This is a genomic window from Paenibacillus sp. J53TS2 (assembly GCF_018403305.1).
Lineage (GTDB): Bacteria > Bacillota > Bacilli > Paenibacillales > Paenibacillaceae > Fontibacillus > Fontibacillus rhizolycopersici.
In genome coordinates, this window is sequence record NZ_BOSK01000007.1 from 87,244 (window position 1) to 108,415 (window position 21,172).

Below are 21,172 nucleotides of genomic sequence, written 5' to 3' on the forward strand. Positions count from 1 at the left end.
AAGATGAAAATGAAGTTGAAGACGACGAGGAAACTGATGGTGCTGGCAGGTCTGGTTGGAATGTTGGTACTCTCCGCATGCGGACAAGCGAACAATTCCGCCGCAGGGGGCGGTAGCAACGCACCTGATGCGTCGGCGAACGGGGCAGGCAACTCCACTGCCGTCGCGATTGGCGAGCAAGTCGACTACGAAATCATCGGGATCGACCCCGGCGCGGGGATCATGAAAGCGACAAACCAAGCAATCGAAACCTACGGCTTGGCGGACTGGAAGCTGATCGAAGGCTCCGGTGCGGCGATGACGGCGATGTTAGATAAGGCGATCAAAGCCGAAGAACCGATCATTATCACCGGCTGGACGCCGCACTGGATGTTCGCCAAATACGATCTGAAATATTTAGAGGACCCGCAGAAGGTTTACGGCGAAGCCGAGGAAATCCACACGGTGGCTCGGAAGGGCCTGAAGGAAGATCATCCGACCGCTTATGAATTCCTTGACCGTTTTGAATGGACTTCGGATGAAATGGGAGCGATTATGACCGCGATCCAGGAAGGTCAGGATCCGGCTGAAGCCGCCAAAGCCTGGGCAGAGGCCAACACGGACCGCGTTGACAGCTGGACCGAAGGCTTGACGCCGGTGGACGGGGACAAACTCAAGTTGAGCTACGTCGCTTGGGATTCCGAGATCGCCAGCACAAACCTGCTGGAATACGTGCTGGAGAGCAAGCTGGGTTATGATGTTGAGTCCCTCCAGGTCGAAGCCGGCCCGATGTGGACCGGCGTCGCCAGCGGGGACGTCGATGCGACCGCAGCCGCTTGGCTGCCACTCACCCATGCGGATTACTGGGACAAATACGGCGATCAACTCGATGACCTCGGCGCGAACATGACCGGCGTCAAAACCGGCCTGGTCGTCCCGGCTTACGTGAATATTGGCTCGATCGAGGATTTGAAGTAAGGAAGTCACGACCTTCTCTTCCTAACGGAACTCAGAGACCTTATTCCCCCATTTCCCGGTGATTTCCCGCTGTAACGGAACCCAGAGACCTTATTCGGCTCTAATGCCCGCAAATTAGCTGCTTATATCCGAAATAAGGTCTTCTAGTTCCGTTATCTGCGCTGAACATCTATAAAGTGCGAAATAGCGTCTCCTGGTTCCGTTAGCACTTTTAAGAGTGAGCAACGGAGCGACCGGCTGAATTCAAGGTTCGACGCCGAATAGGCTACATCGGCTTGCCTCGTGATCGGAAGATGACTTTTTGAACTACCGTTTCAATGAAGGTTCAAAAAGTTAGGTTTCGAGCACCGAGAAGCTTGAATGAAGCTAGGGAGTGAGTAGCGGAGCGTACGTTTTGGGTACGTGAGCAACGGAGCGACCGGCTGAATTCAAGATTCGACGTCGACTCAGCTCCTCTGATCCACTTCGTGATCGGAAGATAACTTTTTGAACACCCTTGCGTAACAGGAAGAAGCCACCCCGGGCAGGGGTGGCTTCTTCACGTATATATCAATTAAGAAGAGGGAGTATCTAAAGAATAGCATCGGTTCCTTAAAGGAACATTACAGAAACCTGAAGATCAGCTTAAAATTTTATTTCCAAATCCGTTTTCGCTGCAGCGCCTCCTGCACGTACCCATAAACGGAGACCGGGCTCATCACCATTTGATAGAGCAGCACATAGGCAATAAAGCCAAACAGGTTTTTGCGGATCCGCAGGTTGAGCGAGCGGAACACCTGACTTTGATACCGATACAAAATGAAGTTTTGGATAAACGTTAGCGGCAGCACCAGCAACGTTGCCGGCCCAACGATCCAGAAGATGCCGAAAAAGGCGAGTACCAAACCCGGCAGCCAACAGAAGGTGTACACCAAATCCAAATACGGCATCAGCAAATTGCAACCGGTCAAATATTTCGCATAAATGGACGGTTGGTTCCACGGCTTCAACATTTTCAGAGCTTCGATCATCCCCCGAGCCCAACGGCTCCTCTGCCTGACGAGATGACGGAACGATTCCGGAACGTCTGTAAAAGCGACCGCCAACGGTTCAAAATACACGCGCCATCGCCGGGCCAAGAATTTCCACGTCAGCACGATGTCCTCGCCGATCGCATCCGGCCAACCCTCCACGGCGCGCACGGCATCGGTTTTATAGAGGGAAAAAGCCCCTTGCGCTACCAGCGTTCCCTGGAACATTCCCTGCAACCTTTTTATGCTGGCAATCCCGAGAAAATAATCCCATTCCTGCAGCTTGGCCCAGAAATTATGGCGGCTGTTACGGGCAAGCACCGCTCCCGCAACTGCGCAGATATCCGGTGGCGCCGACTCCATGCGGGACACGATATGCTTGACCGCCAGATTGTGCAGCAGCGTGTCTGCATCCAGCGTGATCATCAGCTCGGTCTCCACCAAAGTTAGAGCCGTGTTAAGCGCATGGTTTTTGCCTGGCGTTTTCTCCTCGATCACGAGCAGGTCCAGACCAAGCTCCCTGCCGGCAGCCTTGGCCCGCTCCGCCGTTTGATCCGAGCTATTGTTATCGATCACGATGACCTTCATCGTTCCCGAATACTCTTGAGCGGCTAGATACGCAAGCGTGGTCCTGATCCCACGCTCTTCATTATGACAAGCGATCAACACGGTCACCGGCTGTTCGGGGGAGCCCCCCGGAAGCGGAGGTTGTCGGTCTAGCAACAGGCTGACGATCATAAAAGCGTTCATGTATCCGGGAATATACGAGATTCCCGCGATGATCAGAACCGCTGCAGGCAGCGTCACAAATCTCGCAAAATCTTGCAGCCACGGCATCGATACCCCTATGGAAAAGAGCATCCACAGACCTGCCGCCACATGGCTGATCCAAAATTTCTGATTCACCGATATGTAAATTCGTTTGGGATCGTCGTAGCTGCGATTCATGATGTTCTCCCTTATGTGAAAACGTTAGATTATGCCCATTATACGCGGTGGGTTCAACCCTGTAAATCATTCGACTCCTTGGGAAATTTATCATTTGTCACCGAACAGCCGATACAAAATGGAGAGGAGGTGACATTATGGATATTGCAGCAACGTCCGTAGCCATGAGCCAAAGCGCGCTTTCCCAAGCCGTTGGGATCCGCGTGTTGAGCATGGCCAAAGACCAGGCCGAAATCCAAGGTCAAAATCTCGTGCAAATGATGTCTCAAAGCCAAGCTCACCCGACGCTCGGGAAGAACTTGGATATCAAAGTTTAACTGTCCCAGTTCCACAGTCCTTGTTTGCCGAGGGCAGGAATCGGCTCGAGAAGCGGACGCAGCTCGGCCAGTTCCCAGGCGTACCGGCCTGGCGCAAAGTCTCCGAACCGGTATTCCTGCCCCACGGCTTCCAATTGTCTTTCTCCTCCACCCAGCCAGGCAGTCTCCCCGTTGTTGCTCAACACGGATAGACAATCATTCAACCGACAAACGGCTACGATCGCACCAACTGGCAGTTGTTCAGTAGACGAGTATCCGTGCGCTAGTAAAAGGGACCGAATCGGTTCTGTCTCGCAAGCCTTCCGATCCATATGCTTACCGGCATGTATGCCAAGCTCACCGCGATAATTCGTTCTCCAGCTCCTCGTTTCCAACCGCTTGGCCCCTATTGCAATCAGTGTTGCCCAAGGTTGTCGGATCGTGATGCAACGCATGATTTCCCCCCACTTCGATTATTTTTCATCTGAACGTTTAGTACTTCACCCGCCGTACCTCCGCCTTCAGCTCATCCATCATCAACTCGGCCGCTTCCTCTCCAGCTTTGATGCAATCGGTTATTTTGGAGAAGTCGAACGCGGACACATGCCCCACGTCCGGCCGGATGACGATGTCGGCAAGCCGCAGGCTGGTATGTTTGCGCTCCGCGGTCATCAGACTATAGGAGCGGTAAACAACCTCGATCATGTTGCGGGGCGGTTTCTTCTCATGTTCTCGGGTCACATCAACCGCAATAATCAACCCTACGTCCTTCCGCTTCAACTCCTGAACAGGCAAATTGTTCAACACCCCGCCGTCAACCAGCAGTTGATCCCCCCGTACTAACGGAGCAAACACTCCGGGAAACGCTGTCGTTGCCCGCAGCGCGGTCCCCAAGTCGCCTCGATCCAGGATGACCTGCTTACCCTGCATCAAATCGACGGCAACGGCCTTGAATCGGATGGGAAAATCCTCGATCTTTAGCTCATCCTTGCCATGCTGCTTCAATAATTCGTTGACCGTGTGATAGATTCTATTTCCGCCGATCAGACCCCGGTGGCGGATTCCTAAGTCCATCAACCGGTATTTCGGCGTGTGGTACAGCAAATCCTCAATGTCCCCCGCGGGAATGCCAGCCGCATATAAGCCCCCAATCGCACCGCCCATACTGGTGCCTACGATCGTGTCCACTGGAATCCCATGCCGCTCAAATACCTTCAGCACACCCAAGTGAGCGAGTCCACGTACGGCCCCGCCGCCTAACACCAACCCCACTTGTTCCATGGCCATCTCCCCGTCAGCCGTTCCTTTTTACTAAAATACATATTCTTCAGCTTGGCGGAAGTTCCTCCTCTCCCAAACAAAGCGCCCCGAATCGACGATGGCAACATCGACCCGGGGCGGACCAGAGCAAGTCAATCAACTTATTGGAAGGCGGCGTAAGGAGTCGTGAATTCCGGCATCCCCGCCGCATAAGGCGTATATTCATATTGGGTAAAGTAGATGACAACCCCATTCCGGTTCAGGAAAAAGTCGCGATCCGCCTCGATCGAAGTAAACGGATGAAGCAGCTCCAGCTTACGCTCTTTGATTTGCTCTTTAATTGTACTGTTAATAATCGAAACGTAATTGGCGTTATTGTTCGCCGCCTCTTTCAAGGTCAGCACTTTACCGGTAGACAAATCAAACGTGTACGGAATGCGTGCCGTCGTGCCATGTGCACCTCCAAGATCCACGTAATAATCCACATAGAGGCTTAACCGGCCTTTTTCGTTATAAGTCACTGTGAATCGTCCGTCAACGCTGGGCTGACGTACCGACGCGTTCGGGTCGTTATCGAGAATCCGGCTGTTTTCCTCCGCGACCAGGCCGATTTCCTTCGCTCCTGCAGCTACGTGCTTATCGGCTTCTTCCTTGAGGAAGGTATTGATTTTTTGTTGGACCCCGCTATCTGCCAATCCCGAAAGGACCGGATAATACACCAACAGCGATTTTCCGTCCCCGTCCGCTCCAAGCTCTTTAGCGCCAATTTTCACGTCATTCTCTTGAACGGCTTGAAGAGCAATAAGCTTTGTGGAGGAATCATAACCTACGATATACCCCATTTGTTCGAGAATGAAGCGCATCGGCAAATAGGTCGTATTATCCTGGACCACAAGCTGCGGCCCCCAGAGGAGCTGCTCATTTAACTTAAAAGAGGTTGCGTTCAGATTGATTTCCAGCACCCGGTTTTTGCCGGTGACTTTCGCCACCTGCGTCGCTTTATCGAAGCCGATGCCAAGCCCCAGACCATTACTCAAATCACGCAGCGCAATATACGTAGTGCCATGTAGGTTGATGGTTTTGATCGTTTTTTTGGCGCCTTCTATGCTGAACGCTTGAGGAGACACTGTATATTGGGCTTTGGCCGCAGCTTCTGCCTGCTGCCCCGGTAATGATATGGCCAATGGAGCCGCCATAAGTGCTGCAGCAAGGGTATAAATCATCCATTTATTGCGTTTATTCATCGTAAAGGATTCCTTTCCGGTGGGCTCACCTGAAACTAAGTATCACTGAAAAAACGAAATTGGGGTTAAAAAAGTTGCATGTTGTGATGGGTGGCCAAACTCGATTTTCGAACGAAATGAACTGCACTTTTGCAGTTGACTAACCTTAACGTACTCGGTGACCTTAGTGGGGCTGGTATGCCCACGAACAAATCGATTACAATGTTAACAACAATACATCGATACGATGGAGGGTTCCCCTATGTGCGGGCGATTTACGATTACACTTCCCCTGGACGAGCTGATTGTCAGGTATCTGATTTTTGAAAATCGGCTGGCGAAATTCGCTCCGAACTATAACGTAGCGCCGATGCAATTCATCCCCGCTATCATTTCGGGCAAGCAGGGCAACCGTCTCGGCGAGCTGCGATGGGGGCTGGTTCCATCCTGGGCCAAAGAGGACAAGATCGGCGGCAGCATGATCAACGCCCGGGCCGAATCGCTAACGGAGAAAGCGGCGTTTCGCAAGCTGCTCACGTCCCGGCGTTGTCTTATCCCGGCCGACGGCTTCTACGAATGGCAGCAGCGGGAAGGCGGCAAGCAGCCGTTCCGGATCGTCATGAAAGACGAGAGCCTCTTCTCCTTTGCGGGGTTGTATGATATTTGGAGCGATCCGCACGGAAACAAGCTGGCGACCTGCACCATCATCACCACGGAACCCAATTCGCTTATGGCTGAAATCCACACCCGGATGCCTGCCATCCTTCGTCCGGAGAACGAAGCCGAGTGGCTGGCGCGAGAGCATGCAGACGCCGCTTCTTTACTTAAGCTTCTTCAGCCCTACGAAGCAGCGAAGATGCGAGCTTACCCGGTATCTACGGCCGTCGGAAACGTGAGGAACAATTCCAAGGAACTGTTGGAAGCGGTCAAATAGTCGGATAGAATCGGTCTTACTCCCGATAAAAAGGGCTTCGCCTTACGCGCAAGCTGATCCACCCTGCTGCGTAAAAGACGAAGCCCTATTCGCTGTTCAAGCCTTCAATCGTGGTTACTCGCCCACATTCCGCCGCCCGGCAGCGGACAAGTCCTCTCCTTCAACCAGGCGACTACCGGGATGATGCAGCCGCAGGCCGTACAAGTCATCCCGTCCATCAGCTTGGGGCAATCACCGCAAACGCGCAGCCTTTCCTGATATTGCTCCTCGCTTACTCTTCGTTCCGGCGCAAACGCCGTCGTCTTCAGCAGGCGCTGGATCTGCTCGTCCGTGACCCGATAATCGTCTCGGCATGCTTTGCACGAGGTATCCGCCATCAGAGGTTAACCCCTTGTCACCAATTCGAGTGTCGTCACCGACATCGCCGGCAGGTTAACCGTCAGCTTGCCGCCATCCAGCTGAAACGACTCGAATGGCTGTGGCTTCACCGCGTCCGGTTGGTCGAACGTATTATGGGCGTCGATCGAATGGCCGGTCAACGTCGAACCCGTCGCCGTCAAACTGCCGCTGTCCAACCCCCGAACGTCGATCGTCACCTGCGCTTCCGCCTGATGCTGCAGATTACAGAAGCTGAGATGGATCTTCCCTTGCGTATCGCACGATGCCGTGGCGGTCACCGCCGGAATTTCCCCGCCGTCCAGCTTGTAGCTGCCTGTATCCAGCGACAGATCCAGCATCTCGGCATCCTGATGAACCTTATACATATCAAATACATGATACGTTGGCGTCAGAAGCATCTTCTCGCCTTCTGTCAGGATCACGGCTTGGAGCACGTTGACGGTCTGGGCAATATTTGCCATGCGTACGCGCTGGTTATGCTTGTGGAAGATGTTCAGCGTAAGCCCGGCGACGAGCGCGTCGCGCATCGTATTTTGCTGATACAGGAATCCTGGGTTGGTTCCCGGCTCCACGTTGTACCAGGTCCCCCATTCATCTACGATCAGCCCTACCCGACCTTCCGGATCGTATTTATCCATGATCGTACGGTGGCGGGTAATCAAGTCGTCCATCCGAAGCGCTTTTTGCAGAGTGGTAAACCAGGCTTGCTCGTCGAACCCGGTTGCCGGCCCTTTATCCTGCCAGTTATCGGTTGGCAGTGTATAGTAATGCAATGTGATGGAATCCATGAACCGTCCAGCTTCCCGCATCAGGACGTCCATCCAGTTGTAATCGTCGGAGTTCGGACCGCAGGCGATCCGGTGAATTCGGTTGTCGTCATAGTTGCGTACGTAGGTCTGGTACCGGCGGTACTCATCGGCATAATATTCCGGACGCATGTTACCGCCGCAGCCCCAATTCTCGTTGCCGACGCCGAAGTAAGTGACCTTCCAAGGCTCCCTGCGCCCGTTTTGTGTCCGAAGCTCCGCCATCGGCGACACACCGCCAAAGGTCAAATATTCAACCCACTCGGACATCTCCTGGACCGTCCCGCTGCCGAGATTACCGTTAATATAAGGCTCACAGCCCAGCTGTCGGCACAGCTCCATGAACTCATGGGTCCCGAAATGGTTATTCTCCACCACGCCGCCCCAATGGGTGTTAACCATCCGTTTGCGTGTTTCCTTTGGTCCGATGCCGTCTTTCCAGTGATATTCGTCAGCAAAGCAACCCCCAGGCCAACGGAGTACGGGAATCCGAATCTGCTTAAGCGCTTCCACAACATCGTTACGGATTCCATTCGTATTCGGGATCGGCGAATCCTCACCCACCCATATGCCCTCATAAATACAACGACCCAAATGCTCGGAGAAATGTCCATAAATATTGCGGTTAATCGTTCCTTTGCCGGAATCGGCGTTCAGCGCACCTCGTAGTGACATCCGTTGCTTCACTCCTTAGTTAATATATTTATTAATTAAATAACCATATCACTAATATTATAGGCGGCCCTCCGCCGGTTCGTCAAACGATTTTCGAGCAAGAATAGAACCCTGTCCATGCTTGCTAAACAAATGACTTTTCGTTAATATAATGGTTAATTAAACTTCGGTTAAGGTGGGGAAACCGTGAAACTCGATTTAACTGAAAAATCACTTCCGGTCTATGAGGCGCTTGCGAGCCCGGTTCGTCTGCGCATTCTGCGGCTGTTGGCCAACCGCCCAATGAACATTAAGGAATTGGCCGCAGCGGTCGGGTTATCCAGCGCGATCATGACCATGCATGTGCGCAAGCTGTCCGAATGCGGACTGGTCGTCACGCAAATGGCGCCCGGCAAGAGCGGTCTGCAGAAGATTTGTTCGCTTGCCGTCACTAGCGCGGATATTCACTTTCCGGTACAGGCAACCGCCGAGCGCAAGAGCTACCGGGTCGAAATCCCGGTGGGACATTACTCCGACTTTCATATCGAGCCAACCTGCGGCATTGCGACGACCGCCAAGATCATCGGCAGCTTTGATGATCCCCGGTATTTTTGGGATCCAGAACGGATCGATGCAGCCATCCTTTGGTTTGGCACAGGATTTATCGAATACAAGACACCTAATTATCTGCTATCCAGTCAAGAACCGGAGGAGTTAGTCTTCACGATGGAGCTCGCATCCGAAGCCCCGGGAACCAGGGATGATTATCCTTCCGATATTACGTTCACCCTGAACGGGATGCAGCTCGGCACCTGGACGAGTCCCGGCGACTATGGGGATCAACTCGGCAAATATACTCCCGATTGGTGGCCAAGGCAGGCAAATCAATATGGACTGTTAAAACGGCTGCGCATTACGGGCGACGGGACGTATATGGACGGCTTGAAAATGTCAGACATCACTTTTCGTGACATCGACATCAGGCAGAAGCAATGGACATTCCGCTTGTCCGTTGAGCCGGACGCCCGCTACCCCGGCGGTTTGACTCTGTTCGGTAAAGGATTCGGCAATTACGGCGAGCATCCGAGCGCGGAAGTGTTTTACGTGGAGTAACCAGGTTCACGAAAAACAATACTCATGAATGCTATCCATCCGACGGACCGTTGTTTCGCCCCCGGATGGATCTTCCTGACGTTAACGAGTCCCTGCCTCCCTCGTCTTGCCTCACTGACGAAACGTATAAGTTCGTCCGGCCTCACCTTCAAACGTCACGGGTACGAGACCAGGAGCCACCAAACGGCAAGTGCCAGTAACTGAGCATGTCACCAACGCTTCCGTCACTTGGCTCGCAGCCCAGGTGAAGTCGACGGTAAATCCTCCTCGAGCCCGAAGTCCCGTAACACTCCCTTCATTCCACTCCGCAGGCAGAGCTGGCAATAGCCGAATCACTCTATCGTGGCTTTGCAACAACATTTCGGCAATCCCCGCCGTTCCGCCGAAATTACCGTCAATTTGAAACGGAGGGTGGTTGTCGAAAAGGTTGGGTAGCGTGGAGTGGTTTAACAACTCCTTCAAGTTCTCGTATGCTTTGGAACCCTCGCGCAGTCTGGCCCAGAAGTTAATGATCCATGCCCGGCTCCAGCCGGTGTGGCCACCGCCGTTATCCAGCCTGCGTTCCAGTGTCGTCCTCGCGGCTGCAGCCAAGTCCGGTGTGCGATCCAAACTAAAGCCATCACCCGGATAAAGGGAAAATAGATGGGAAATATGGCGGTGTCCCGGCTCTAATTCTTCATAATCCTCCATCCACTCCTGAATTTGCCCATGTCTGCCGATTTGCGGTTTGGGCAGCCGCTTCAACGCGGCTGTGAGTTCCTCGCGAAACACCTCATCCTGCCCAATAAGTTCCGCACTGCGGATGCAGGCTACAAACAGCGCTTCGATAATCTGAAAATCCATGGAGGCCCCCACGCAGAGCACACCCATTTCCCCATTTGGGAGCTTATAGCTGTTCTCCGGTGAGACGGATGGACAAGTAATCAGGTGTCCTTCCTTGTCTTCGATCATGTAATCAAGCAGAAACAACGCTGCTTCCTTCATCGTTTCATACGACCTGGCCAGGAAGTGCTGGTCCTGACTATACTGATAATGCTCCCATAAATGCAGGCATAACCATGCGGCGCCCATCGGCCAGAAAGAAGCCGGAAGGTACGTGTCCTGCGGAGCTGTGTCCGCCCAAATATCCGTATTGTGATGCGCCGTAAATCCCCGGCAGCCATACATCACGCCAGCCGTAACTCGCCCGGGTTCTCGCATCCGTTCGATGAGATCAAACAGGGCCTCATGGCATTCGGCCAGGTTGCAATTTTCGGCCGGCCAGTAATTCATCTGCGCGTTGATATTAATAGTGAATTTGCTGTCCCATGGCGGGGTAAAGCTATCGTTCCAGATACCCTGAAGGTTTGCTGGTAACGAACCTGGCCGGCTGGAGGAGATCAGCAGGTAACGGCCAAATTGGAAATAAGTCGCGATCAGTCCATGATCCTCTTCACCCTTCCGGAGCCGTTCCAGCCTTTCATCGGTCGGCAGTAAGCTAATATCCAGACTCTCCGGTAGCTTCAGGCTAACCCGCCCGTACAGCTCCCGATAATTCGCTACATGCCGGTCTAGCAGCTCTGCATAAGGTACCCGGCTCCGTTCATCCAACTGCCGTTTGCAATAAAGCTCCGGGTCAGGCTGTCGGAACGTCGTACCGGCAGCGAGCAGCAGCGTGATCGCATCCGCACCTTCCACCAGCAAATACTCTCCCAAGGTCCGACAGGTCCCGCCTTCCGGGAGCGCCTTTAATACCGCGCAAAAAGAGCCGCCTCCCTGACCGCCGCATTCCCCGCGCATGACCAGTCCGCTTCCCTTCCATTTATCCGTCTTCTCCAGGTATCTCCAATCACGACGGTTAAACCGGGCTTTTAACGAAACACTCGCCTCCTTGTCCGCGGAAATACGGATTACAATCGCTTGATCCGGGTAACTGGCAAACATCTCGCGGGTATACCGAACCTCGCCGATCCGATAGCTGACCCGGGATACGCCCCACTCCAAATCAAGCTCACGGATATAGTCCTCGGCAGGTTGCCCTTGGTGGTCGAACGACAGCAGCAGATCGCCGAGCGGCAAGTAATGCCGCTGCGCTTCTGGCAGCCCGGCCATCGTCATCGCTGCCAGCTCCTCCGCCTTCTTCAGCTGTCCTTCCATAATCAGCCTGCGAATATCGGGCAAATGGGGCAAAGCGTCCTCATTATTGCGATTACGTGGCCCCCCATACCATACTGAATCCTCGTTAAGCTGTAGCTTCTCCTCGGCCGTGCCTCCAAAGATCATCGCGCCCAGTCTGCCGTTTCCGATCGGTAAGGCCTCGTTCCATTCGGAAGCAGGTTTACTGTACCATAATCGGTGCTTCTGTTCCGTGCTAGCCATGCTCGTCATGCTACTCCTCCTGTCCACTTCGCAAGCGAAAATACGTGTTAAAGGTTAGTCCAGCTCCACCAGTGCTTTAATCACTCCAGATTCAGGAAGAAGCCATCCCTCAAATTGGTCAATCATCTCTTCGAACGCGCAACGGTGGGTGATATAACTGCCGATGTCAATGCTGCCTCCCGTAATGGCCGTAAGCACACGCTCAAAATCCTCCCGGGTCGCGTTTCGACTGCCCTGCAACGTCATTTCGCGCGCATGAAAATCGGGATCACTAAAGCTGATCGTGCCTTTTACCAATCCGACATAAGTTAAGGTTCCGCCGTGGCCGACGAGCCCAAAGGCGCTTTCCATCGAAGAAGCGTTACCTGTGGCGTCGATGACATATTTCGAAAAATTGCCCTCCGTAAGCTTGGCTAACCGCTCCTTCGGCTCCTGAAGCGCGTTCACCGTATGTTCGGCTTTAGCCCATCTCTTACAAAATTCAAGACGCTCCTCGTTCACGTCCATCGCGATCACCTTCGCGCCGGTATATCCAGCCATGGCCATTACGCCGAGCCCGATCGGTCCTGCGCCGATGACCAGCACCTGATCGCCTGACTGTAGCCCGGAACGTCTGACGGCGTGAGCGCCGATGGCCAGCGGCTCCAGCATCGCAGCCTGGTCCAACGTAAGTCCTTCCGTTCGGATTAAATGAGCTACGGGCACAGCCATTCTCTCCCGCATTCCTCCGTCGATATGGACGCCGAGCACCTTCATCTGCTGGCAGCAATTCGTTTTACCGCTGCGGCAGGCATGGCAATGGCCGCAATGCATATATGGGATAACACTCACCTGATCGCCGATCCGTAACCCTTCCCGGTTGTCGCCGATCTGCTCGATCGTCCCGGATAACTCGTGACCTAATACGCGCGGATAAGTGAAGTAAGGTTGGTTCCCCCGATACGCATGCAGGTCGGTTCCACAAATCCCGATTCGTCGAATCCTTACGATTGCCTCACCCTCCCCCATTTGCGGTTCCGTCATATCCACCCGGAATCCGAATCGTCCGATCTCTTCACAGATCATTCCTTTCATGATCAAAGTCCCCCGTTCCACTGGGCCTGCTCCCCGCCCCATTCCGCACGTCCGCTTGGCCATGTTGCTCCGTCGATCGGCTTCAGAATCTCCAAAACTTCCTTCAGCAACCGCTCATCTATGGGTTCTTCCGTCCACAATATATTGTTGCGGATATTTTCCGGATTTGCCGTGCTGACCAGCGTCGTCGAGATGCGCTCATTCGCCGTAGCGTACTGAACCGCCAACTTTGCGATATCCGCACCATTGCTCCGGCAATACTCCGCAGCGCGCCGGCAAACCGCCTTGATATCCTCACTCGCGGGATGCCATTTCGGCACGTCCCGGTTACTTAGCAATCCCATGGATAACGGGGAAGCATTGATCAAACCGGTCCCTTGCTGTTCCAGCATCGGAAGGAGCCCCAGCAGTGTAGTGTCGTTCAAGGAATAATGACAGTACGAAAGAATCACATCCAGCGAAATGCGGGACAACACCACATCAAAGATACTCAAGGGCAACCCGGATACGCCGAAGAAACGGATTTTCCCGGATTTTTTTAACTGTTCGAGCGCGGGGATTCCTTCCTCCAGCACTTGCTCCAGCGAGCCAAATTCGATGTCGTGCAGCAGTAGAATGTCGAGGTAATCCGTCCCCAGACGCTGCATGCTTTCTTCCGCGCTTCGAATTAGCCGGTTTCTCGAAAAATTAAACTCATCTTGACCATAACGCCCCGCTTTGGTGGACAATACATATCGGTTCCGGGGAATCGACCGCAGCGCTTCGCCCAGCACCGTTTCAGCTTTCGTCAGGCCGTAATAAGGCGAAACGTCGATCAAGTTGATCCCCATATCGATGGCGGTATGAACCGTACGTATCCCCTCCTCCTTCTGAATGTCCCGAAACACGCCCCCAAGCGAAGAGGCCCCAAAACTTAACGCCGAGACGTCCAGCCCCGTATTTCCTAACTTTCTATAATGCATTGCGCCCGCCCTCCATTTATAAGTTCATCACAACTTGTAAAATTTCGCGGCGTTACCGCCAAATACCGCTTCGGTCTCTTCCGGCGACAGCCGGTCTTGTACGGTATACCGGAACAAGTCCACCACCTCATCATAAGTCGCGGCAAGCAGACAGACTGGCCAATCACTGCCGAACATGACCCGTTCTGGGCCAAACATATGGAGCGTTTCATGAACGTACGCCTTGAAATCTTCCTTTCTCCAGCCCATTCGGTCGGCCTCCGTCACTAATCCCGAGAGCTTGCAATAAATCTTCGGATGACGAGCAATTTCGGCCATTTGGCTTCTCCACGGCTCCATTGCCCCCAAAGCAATCGGCGGCTTTGCCAGATGGTCGACAACGCCCCGCAGCTGCGGAACCCGCTCCAGCAACTGGACAAGCTGCGGCAGCTGTTTCGTCAGCACAAGCAAGTCGATCGGCACATCCTGCTCCGCAAAATAAGAAAGCGCTTTTACATAGGTGGGGGATAATACAAGGTTCGGGTCCTCCATCTCCTGGATCATCACGCGAAACCCGACGAATTTGGGATGCTTGTTAAACCGCTCGTACTGTTCCCTGTAAGAAGGATCCGCAAGATCCAGCCAGCCAACGACGCCAGTGATGAAATCAGCTGTTTCGCTTAATTCAAGAATAAATTCGGTTTCTTCTATGGTTGGCGCCGCCTGTACCAAAATGGATTTTCCGATGCCATGTTTTTGCAAAAGGGGTTCAAGGTCGGATGGCCAATAATCACGGAAAAGCACCGGAAGTTCCGGAGTAATCCAACCATAATCGTTTCTATCGATCTTCCAGAAATGCTGGTGTGCGTCTATACGCATCGAATCCCCCCATTCCATTCATTGGGCATCGGACTGCATCTTCGTTAGAAGTAGGCACACGGCAGAAAACGGTTGATTTAGGCGGCAGGCGATATTCCCATCTTCCAGTGTGACCTCCGCAGTTCCATCCGAGAATACCTGCGTGATTTCGTAGCGCCCAAATGCAGGAAGCGGCAGCCGGATTGCCTCCGGGACATCGCCTCCAAAGGCGTGTATAACCGCCATCATTTCGGATCCGTCCGGAAACAAACGCGTAATGCCTTGCCATCCTTGGGGATGGCGATAGCTGTGCACCGCAGGTCCGAATCGACTAGTCGTGCCTTCCTTAAGGATTGGAGAAACCCGCTTGTAAAAAGAAATCGCCTCATCTACCTTTTTCCACTGATCTTCATTTAACTCATGAATATCGCCGGATAAACACATCCTGCCAAGCATCGTACTGGACAGGGAGTAAACCAATCGCTGCAAACTGTCGTTTTTCCTTAAAACAGCCCATATCTGATTTTGTCTAGGTAAGATCACCCTATGCATATTGGCGGCAATGATCGGGATTTCCTCGCATTCATGCGCGTCCGAAAAGGACGACATGCTTGTAAGCCCAACCATGGAAGGCTCCAAACGGTGTCCGCCGGATGCGCAATTTTCGATGACGAGATCAGGGACCTCTTGCTTAATCAACCGAAAAAAGTCCTGGACCGCTTGCATTTGCTTGCGTAATTCTTCACCAAGCGATTCAGCGCCATCACATCCAATGCCAAGATTATCGTTGTAATCTACCTTCAAGTATCCGAATCCATGATCTTTAATGAGACCGATCACTTTCTCTTTCAAATAGTTGATGACAAACGGATCACGGAAGTCCCAAAACCGCCGGCCGCCACTATTAATCGGCACACCGTCCCGCTTTAGCAAATGATCGACCCAATGGAACGCCGCAGATTCCGCACCACACACCTCCATTTCAAACCAGATCCCGGGAATCATCCCGCATCTTCGAATATGTTCGACGGTCAGCTTCAGTCCTTCGGGAAAAGCGATTGGACTGACTTCCCAATCGCCCATACTGTTGAACCAGTTTGTTCCTTCTTTCCTATACCAACCGCTATCGATCACAAGATAACGAATCCCCTTGTTTTTCAGCCGTTCGGCAATTTCGTAAAGATTTTCTGCGGACGGGGATCCCCAGGTCGTACAATACTCGTTAAATAGAATCGGCAAATCTTCTTCCACAGCCGGACCTTGCAATAGAGGCCGGGCCTGGATTCCGGTTAACCGCTCTGCAGCCCGGTCCACATTGCCTACTACGGAGGTGAGATAGGCACTGGGGGTTTGAAACGTCTCACCTGGCTCAAGCGTCTTGGTCCAGTGGCCGAATTCTCTGTCCGCCAATCCGCCTGACAGGTATAAGGCGTGATCCAATCTGCCGATTTCGATCTGCCAAGAAGCGGGGTGTGCGATCTGAACCCCCCAGGTCACGCCGGAGCAGATATCCTCGATAAATGCGGTCGGGAAAAATCCCCGCACCGGCATGGAACCGATTTGGCCGAATCGCAGGCATCGTGTTCCAAAAGGGGCCCAAGCCGGTTCAAGATTCAAATCTTCGATGGCATTGGAGAGGATCCGCCCTTCTGCAGACCACGAACTAAGAATACGGTGTAGAGTTAATGTTCCAGGCGCATCGTCTTCAGCAAACGGGGTTAGCCCTGTTAATGAGAAGGAGGAGAGCATTTCTAAGGTAACGGGAACCTCGCTTTCGTTCCGGATCACCGTATAAGACTCCAACGCAGGATACCCCGCATACCCTTTTAAATGATGTTCGATCCTGCATGAATTTGGGCTGCGCCATACGGTTACAACCGTCGAGCCGTCGTCGCGTTCAATTTCGCGAAACTCTTCAAACAACAACACGCCCATCGTTTCGCTGTTACGCATGGAATGACCGTGCGCAAAACCGCCAGGGTACGCGTCCCCGATGAATTTGAGCTGCACTAAAGGATCAACCTTGAATTTCTTTGGACACACCTGCGATACCGTGGACTTAGGCAATAAGATCAGCCCCATTTGCCCCGTAGGTTCATCCTTCACGTAGCGAGCGATCATATCGTCGAACGTATGGTCTATCCAATTCACGACTCCATCCCCTCTTCAATATCAATCGAGTTCTCGCTATTTCGATAGGCGCCCGGCGTAGTGCCCGTATATTTCTTGAACACCTTTGTAAAATAATGCTTGTTGTCATAGCCGACTTGCTGCCCGATGGTGCTGACGGGAAGCTCGCGTTTGGCCATCAGCAATTTCTGGGCTTCCTGAATACGCAGCATGTTCAGGTAATTCACGAAGGTATGGCCCGTTTCTTTCTTAAACAGGCTGCTGATATAATTCGGATGAAGGTTCATCCGATCCGCAAGATGATCTAGCGAAAGATCTTTCCTGAATTGGTTCTCCATGTACGCGAGAATGCGTTGGACATGGCAAGGATAATCGGAGTCGGATTCGTTCGGCAGTTCTCCCTGGACACGCTCAAGCAGCGAGGCGATTTCATTCTTATCGATCGGCTTGAGCAAGTAATCAACCACTCCGGCACGCAGCGCTTTGCGTACGTATTCAAATTCATCGTAGCCTGTCAGGATAATGAATCGATCGCACCATCCTCCCTGCCTGGCTTCCTCAATGAGCTCGAATCCGTTCTTCTCGGGCATATTGAGATCCGTAATGGTTACATCTGGCATATAATCCTTCATCAATGCGAGCGCCTCATAAGCGTTTGGTGCTTCACGAACCTCGGTTCCTGCAGGTGCGGCTTCACGGATGATCTTAACCAGTCCGCTCAGGATCAGTGGTTCATCATCAACAGTCAACACTCTCATCGTTAGCCCCCATCCTTTTTGTGATGAAGATGCAAAGACTCGTCCCCTTCCCCGGTTCACTCGAGACTTCGAGTCGTGAATCCCCGCCGAAGAAAGACTTGATTCGTTCGTTTACGTTCATAAGCCCCACCCCGCCTTCGCTTTCGGCCCCCTTGGTGAGATGGCCTAAAAGCCGGGATTGTAAGGCGACAAGCTTCTCTGGGGGAATCCCGTTCCCATTGTCTTGAAGAGCAATCTGTATCTCCCGTTCATTCTCGCTGGCCTGAAGACGAATGTGTACCGGACGTAGAATGGCCGAAGCTCCATGGACTACGCAATTTTCAATCAAAGGCTGTAAAATAAACCGCGGGCAAACGATATTCTCCGCGTTGACAGCGACCTCAATCTCATAGGTCAGTCGGCTCTGAAGTCGCATTTGATGAATATTGAGATAAAAGGTGACCATTTCGATCTCCTTCGCCAGAACGGTGACGTCCTGCTCGGACAATAAACTGTAGCGCATCAGCCTTCCGAACCAGTAGGAAATGTCGGCAACCTCTTTGTCGTTGTTGGACTCGGCAATCATCCGGATCGTTTCGAGCGTATTATAGAGAAAATGCGGTTTAATTTGGGCTTGCAGCACTTTGTAAGCGGCTTCTTTATTTCTTAGCTCAGCACGATGAACATTGTTTATCAGCTCATCCATCCGCTGGAGCATCGAATTGTAGGTTTCCGTTAAGAAACCGATTTCATCTTTCGGGTTTAGCTTGTCATGCTTGATCATTCGCTGCTTCAGATTATCGTCGTTTAAGGTGCGCATATGTCTGGCCAATCTGAGAATGCGTTTGGTGATCGTAGAGGCCATGACATAATAAGCTAACGACAATACTAGGAGTAACAAGACGATGATCGTCACCAATACGCTCTCTCTCTGCTTGATGGAGTGGAATACGTTGCGGACCTCCCCGGTGATCAGGAAGCTCATGCCGAGCTCTTCGATCTCCAGCTGATTCACAATGGTTTTTCGGTTGATGAAGAACGGCTTCCCCTCCGCTTGCCATTGCCGCAACGTGTCCTCATCCAGTTCCATTCCCATCCCATTCGCAGCCCGCGGCTTTCCCTCCTTGGAGAGGAGGATCGCCCCCCAGTTCCCTTCAACCCCTGCCGCCTTGTAGAAATTCGCGATTAAGCGGTTACTGACCCGCATTTCAAGGAGTCCGATTTTTTCGGTGTATTGACTATTGTATAAATATTGGTAATAAACTAACTCCGATGTCTTGGAATCAGCAAAGACCCATACGCCCTTGCCGGGTTCCAAATCGCGGGCTACCCCTTCCATCTGCGGATCCAGGAGCGAGCGGTCCACAAAATGATCCGTAATGGAAAAAACATCTCTTTTCATTTTATAGATTACAAGAGAGTCGATTTCCGGGTGGGCAAAAAACAATTGTGTATATAACGGCCGGATATAGCGAAGATACACATACACACTTTCGGCATCGGACGGATATGCCCCATCCAAATAATCTGTGACATACGGATTGTATTGAAGTATCCGTTGCACGGATTGAATCCGGGTAAAATCTGTTTTTAGATTCGCATAAGCCTGTTCCAATATTTTTTGCCGACTTTCAACAAACTGTTTTGTCAGGTTACTGTAGATTTGTGAATAGTAAAGGTAACCGAAGGCAATGACCGGGATGAAGATCAGAACGACATAACCGAAGAGGATCTTTCGCATGATGCTCATGGCACAATTCTCCCTTCAAGCATTGGAACTGTATGATAGTTACCTTACCATGAGCGATCCCCTTTCAGGAAGAAGCGCCGCAGCAGATAAAAGTTCGGTAGAGACATATAGTCCCTACCGAAGCATCTCTATTATTTAAACAAATCTTTCTTCTTCTGATAAATCCCGTTCGCCCAATCCACCAACTCCTGGAGTCCCATCGATTCGGCATTTTTAATCATCTTCTCATAATTGGCCACAGCTTCCTCTTCTGAATCGGCGAGATAGATCTTCACTTTTTCATTCTTAATCATTTCGTCTATCTTGGTTTTGATGGTCTTCTCTTTGGAATCCGGCTGCGTTTGGATCAACCCGATCTCCGGCTTATAGACCGTGACGGCTTTCCGTTCCATTAACGCCTGGGTCTTTTGCGTGCCGGGAACATAACCCTGCAATCCTTCCATCACGCCATCGTTGTACAAATACCACCACTTGATGCCATTGCCGTTGATGAAATCCGCGTCCGACGGGTCGTATTTCAGATTCGGGTATCCTTCTTCATTCCAAGTCCAATGCTCACCCTCGACGCCGAACATGGTCAGCTTCTTGCCTTCGTCGCTGGCTAGATATTGCAAGAATTTGATCGACGCTTCCGGATCTTTATTTTTCTTAGTAATAAAAGTACCTGCAAACCCTAGTCCCGTGCTGACGATTTTGGTTCGTTCCGACAAAGCGCTTGGAAGCATTTTGAACGTATACGGCTTCCCGCTCGTTTTGGCCTTGATGTTATCCGCATCCGCTACGCTGACGGTATGACTGTGTGCGAATGCCTTTCCGTTTAGGGCGTATTGATCATCGAGCTGATCGTTCGTATAAGCATAATTTTCGGCTAGAACATATCCGTTCCGGTAAAGGCTGTTCATAAACTTGAAGAACTCCAGCATTTCCGGCTGTCTGATCGCATAATCCACTTTTCCGTCTCGTTCATACCAACCATCTAATAACGCCTCAACACCGAACTGTTGCAGAAAATACTGCTCAATCCAGTCCTTGTCCATAATCATGGGCACCATATCGGGGTATTTCGTCTTAACCATGCCCAGGATTTTGACGAAGTCTTCCACCGATGCAAGCGGCGGATTACCCAGCTCCTTCAAGATGTCTTCCCGAACGGCAATCCCCGGATTTCCATCACTGCCGATCGCATATTTGTTCTGGGCCATTTCTTCCTGCGTAGCAAAGGAATTTCGCACGGTATAGAAATTTCCGTCGTCCATGGTATGGATCGCGATTCGAGTGTTATCGATTTTAAAATCCGGCGCATACTTCTCAATCAACTCATTCCAGGGATAGGAGAGCTTGGAATCCGACATCCGATCGATTTGCGCATAGGTAAAGACGAGATCGGGGAGATCGCCGGAGGAAATCATCAGGGGAAGTTGCTTGTCGTCCGTCGCGACGGTCACTTTTAGCTTAACCCCCGTTTTCTCCGTGATTTTCTCAGCCACCGGTCCCTTCCATTCCTTAACTGGATACCAAGATGCATCAATAAACAACGAAAGTTCCTTGACTTCTCCAGTATTCGCCGATGATGATGGTTTATTGGTCGAAGCGTCCTCTTGCGGGTTGCTCGTCTCCTTGCCGCATGCAGACAACAACGCCATGACCAAAACGGTGGCCAACGACAAAAGCATAACCTTCTTGCCTCTGTGCTTCTTCATATAACACCCCTCCATGCTTGTAAT

18 protein-coding genes are annotated in these 21,172 nt (G+C 52.1%); 4 read left to right on the forward strand and 14 right to left on the reverse strand.

The annotated features are described in order from the left end of the window. Window positions 1–9 precede the first annotated feature (9 nt). Window positions 10–957, forward strand: coding sequence for a glycine betaine ABC transporter substrate-binding protein (locus KJS42_RS16155; protein WP_155606551.1), 948 nt, complete (start codon window positions 10–12; stop codon window positions 955–957). Between the two features lie 632 nt (window positions 958–1,589). Here KJS42_RS16155 and KJS42_RS16160 read toward each other — a convergent pair. Next, window positions 1,590–2,915 (reverse strand): glycosyltransferase family 2 protein, encoded by a 1,326-nt coding sequence (locus KJS42_RS16160; protein WP_213623447.1) that lies wholly within the window; start codon window positions 2,913–2,915, stop codon window positions 1,590–1,592. 137 nt (window positions 2,916–3,052) lie between these two features. On the opposite strand from KJS42_RS16160, the gene KJS42_RS16165 reads away from it, so the two are divergent. Continuing rightward, window positions 3,053–3,232 carry a YjfB family protein gene (locus KJS42_RS16165; RefSeq protein WP_155606460.1) on the forward strand — a complete coding sequence of 60 codons (180 nt, stop codon included), beginning with the start codon at window positions 3,053–3,055 and terminating at the stop codon, window positions 3,230–3,232. Here the strand turns inward: KJS42_RS16165 and KJS42_RS16170 are convergent. From KJS42_RS16170 to KJS42_RS16180, 3 genes are all read right to left on the reverse strand, one after another. Continuing rightward, window positions 3,229–3,666 carry an ASCH domain-containing protein gene (locus KJS42_RS16170; RefSeq protein WP_213623448.1) on the reverse strand — a complete coding sequence of 146 codons (438 nt, stop codon included), beginning with the start codon at window positions 3,664–3,666 and terminating at the stop codon, window positions 3,229–3,231. The genes KJS42_RS16165 and KJS42_RS16170 overlap by 4 nt on opposite strands. A 37-nt stretch (window positions 3,667–3,703) precedes the next feature. After that, window positions 3,704–4,492, reverse strand: coding sequence for a patatin-like phospholipase family protein (locus KJS42_RS16175; RefSeq protein ID WP_213623449.1), 789 nt, complete (start codon window positions 4,490–4,492; stop codon window positions 3,704–3,706). A 140-nt stretch (window positions 4,493–4,632) separates the two neighbouring features. After that, window positions 4,633–5,715: a stalk domain-containing protein gene (locus KJS42_RS16180; RefSeq protein WP_213623450.1), complete on the reverse strand. Its 1,083-nt coding sequence runs from the start codon at window positions 5,713–5,715 to the stop codon at window positions 4,633–4,635. A gap of 241 nt (window positions 5,716–5,956) precedes the next feature. Here KJS42_RS16180 and KJS42_RS16185 point away from each other — a divergent pair, with 241 nt between their 5' ends. Further along, a complete protein-coding gene (locus KJS42_RS16185) occupies window positions 5,957–6,628 on the forward strand; it encodes an SOS response-associated peptidase (protein WP_213623451.1) in 672 nt (223 codons plus the stop codon). Window positions 6,629–6,732: 104 nt separating this feature from the next. Here the strand turns inward: KJS42_RS16185 and KJS42_RS16190 are convergent, their stop codons facing one another. After that, window positions 6,733–7,005, reverse strand: coding sequence for a DUF6171 family protein (locus KJS42_RS16190; protein ID WP_155606455.1), 273 nt, complete (start codon window positions 7,003–7,005; stop codon window positions 6,733–6,735). Between the two features lie 6 nt (window positions 7,006–7,011). After that, complete coding sequence (locus KJS42_RS16195) at window positions 7,012–8,508, reverse strand: alpha-N-arabinofuranosidase (protein WP_213623452.1); 1,497 nt, start codon at window positions 8,506–8,508, stop codon at window positions 7,012–7,014. Between the two features lie 186 nt (window positions 8,509–8,694). Here KJS42_RS16195 and KJS42_RS16200 point away from each other — a divergent pair, with 186 nt between their 5' ends. Then, the gene (locus KJS42_RS16200) at window positions 8,695–9,600 is read left to right on the forward strand and encodes an ArsR/SmtB family transcription factor (RefSeq protein ID WP_213623453.1); all 906 of its coding nucleotides are present in this window, start codon (window positions 8,695–8,697) and stop codon (window positions 9,598–9,600) included. 111 nt (window positions 9,601–9,711) lie between these two features. Here the strand turns inward: KJS42_RS16200 and KJS42_RS16205 are convergent, their stop codons facing one another. The 8 genes from KJS42_RS16205 to KJS42_RS16240 all read right to left on the reverse strand — a co-directional run bounded on the left by KJS42_RS16205 (window position 9,712) and on the right by KJS42_RS16240 (window position 21,148). Continuing rightward, window positions 9,712–11,967, reverse strand: coding sequence for a glycoside hydrolase family 95 protein (locus KJS42_RS16205; protein ID WP_213623454.1), 2,256 nt, complete (start codon window positions 11,965–11,967; stop codon window positions 9,712–9,714). 45 nt (window positions 11,968–12,012) lie between these two features. Continuing rightward, window positions 12,013–13,032 (reverse strand): zinc-binding alcohol dehydrogenase family protein, encoded by a 1,020-nt coding sequence (locus KJS42_RS16210; RefSeq protein ID WP_213623455.1) that lies wholly within the window; start codon window positions 13,030–13,032, stop codon window positions 12,013–12,015. Between the two features lie 2 nt (window positions 13,033–13,034). After that, entirely contained in the window at window positions 13,035–13,994 is a 960-nt protein-coding gene (locus tag KJS42_RS16215; protein WP_213623456.1) for an aldo/keto reductase, read from the reverse strand. 27 nt (window positions 13,995–14,021) lie between these two features. Then, a complete protein-coding gene (locus KJS42_RS16220; protein ID WP_213623457.1) occupies window positions 14,022–14,852 on the reverse strand; it encodes an amidohydrolase family protein in 831 nt (276 codons plus the stop codon). An 18-nt stretch (window positions 14,853–14,870) separates the two neighbouring features. Continuing rightward, on the reverse strand, window positions 14,871–16,982 hold the full coding sequence (locus tag KJS42_RS16225; protein WP_213623458.1) for a glycoside hydrolase family 36 protein: 2,112 nt from the start codon (window positions 16,980–16,982) through the stop codon (window positions 14,871–14,873). Beyond that, window positions 16,979–17,719 carry a response regulator transcription factor gene (locus tag KJS42_RS16230; protein WP_213623459.1) on the reverse strand — a complete coding sequence of 247 codons (741 nt, stop codon included), beginning with the start codon at window positions 17,717–17,719 and terminating at the stop codon, window positions 16,979–16,981. The genes KJS42_RS16225 and KJS42_RS16230 overlap by 4 nt, the downstream gene beginning before the upstream one ends. Beyond that, window positions 17,700–19,448 (reverse strand): sensor histidine kinase, encoded by a 1,749-nt coding sequence (locus KJS42_RS16235; RefSeq protein ID WP_213623460.1) that lies wholly within the window; start codon window positions 19,446–19,448, stop codon window positions 17,700–17,702. Before KJS42_RS16235 ends, KJS42_RS16230 begins: the two co-directional genes overlap by 20 nt. Window positions 19,449–19,579: 131 nt before the next feature. Then, window positions 19,580–21,148 carry an extracellular solute-binding protein gene (locus tag KJS42_RS16240; RefSeq protein WP_213623461.1) on the reverse strand — a complete coding sequence of 523 codons (1,569 nt, stop codon included), beginning with the start codon at window positions 21,146–21,148 and terminating at the stop codon, window positions 19,580–19,582. Between the last annotated feature and the right edge of the window lie 24 nt (window positions 21,149–21,172).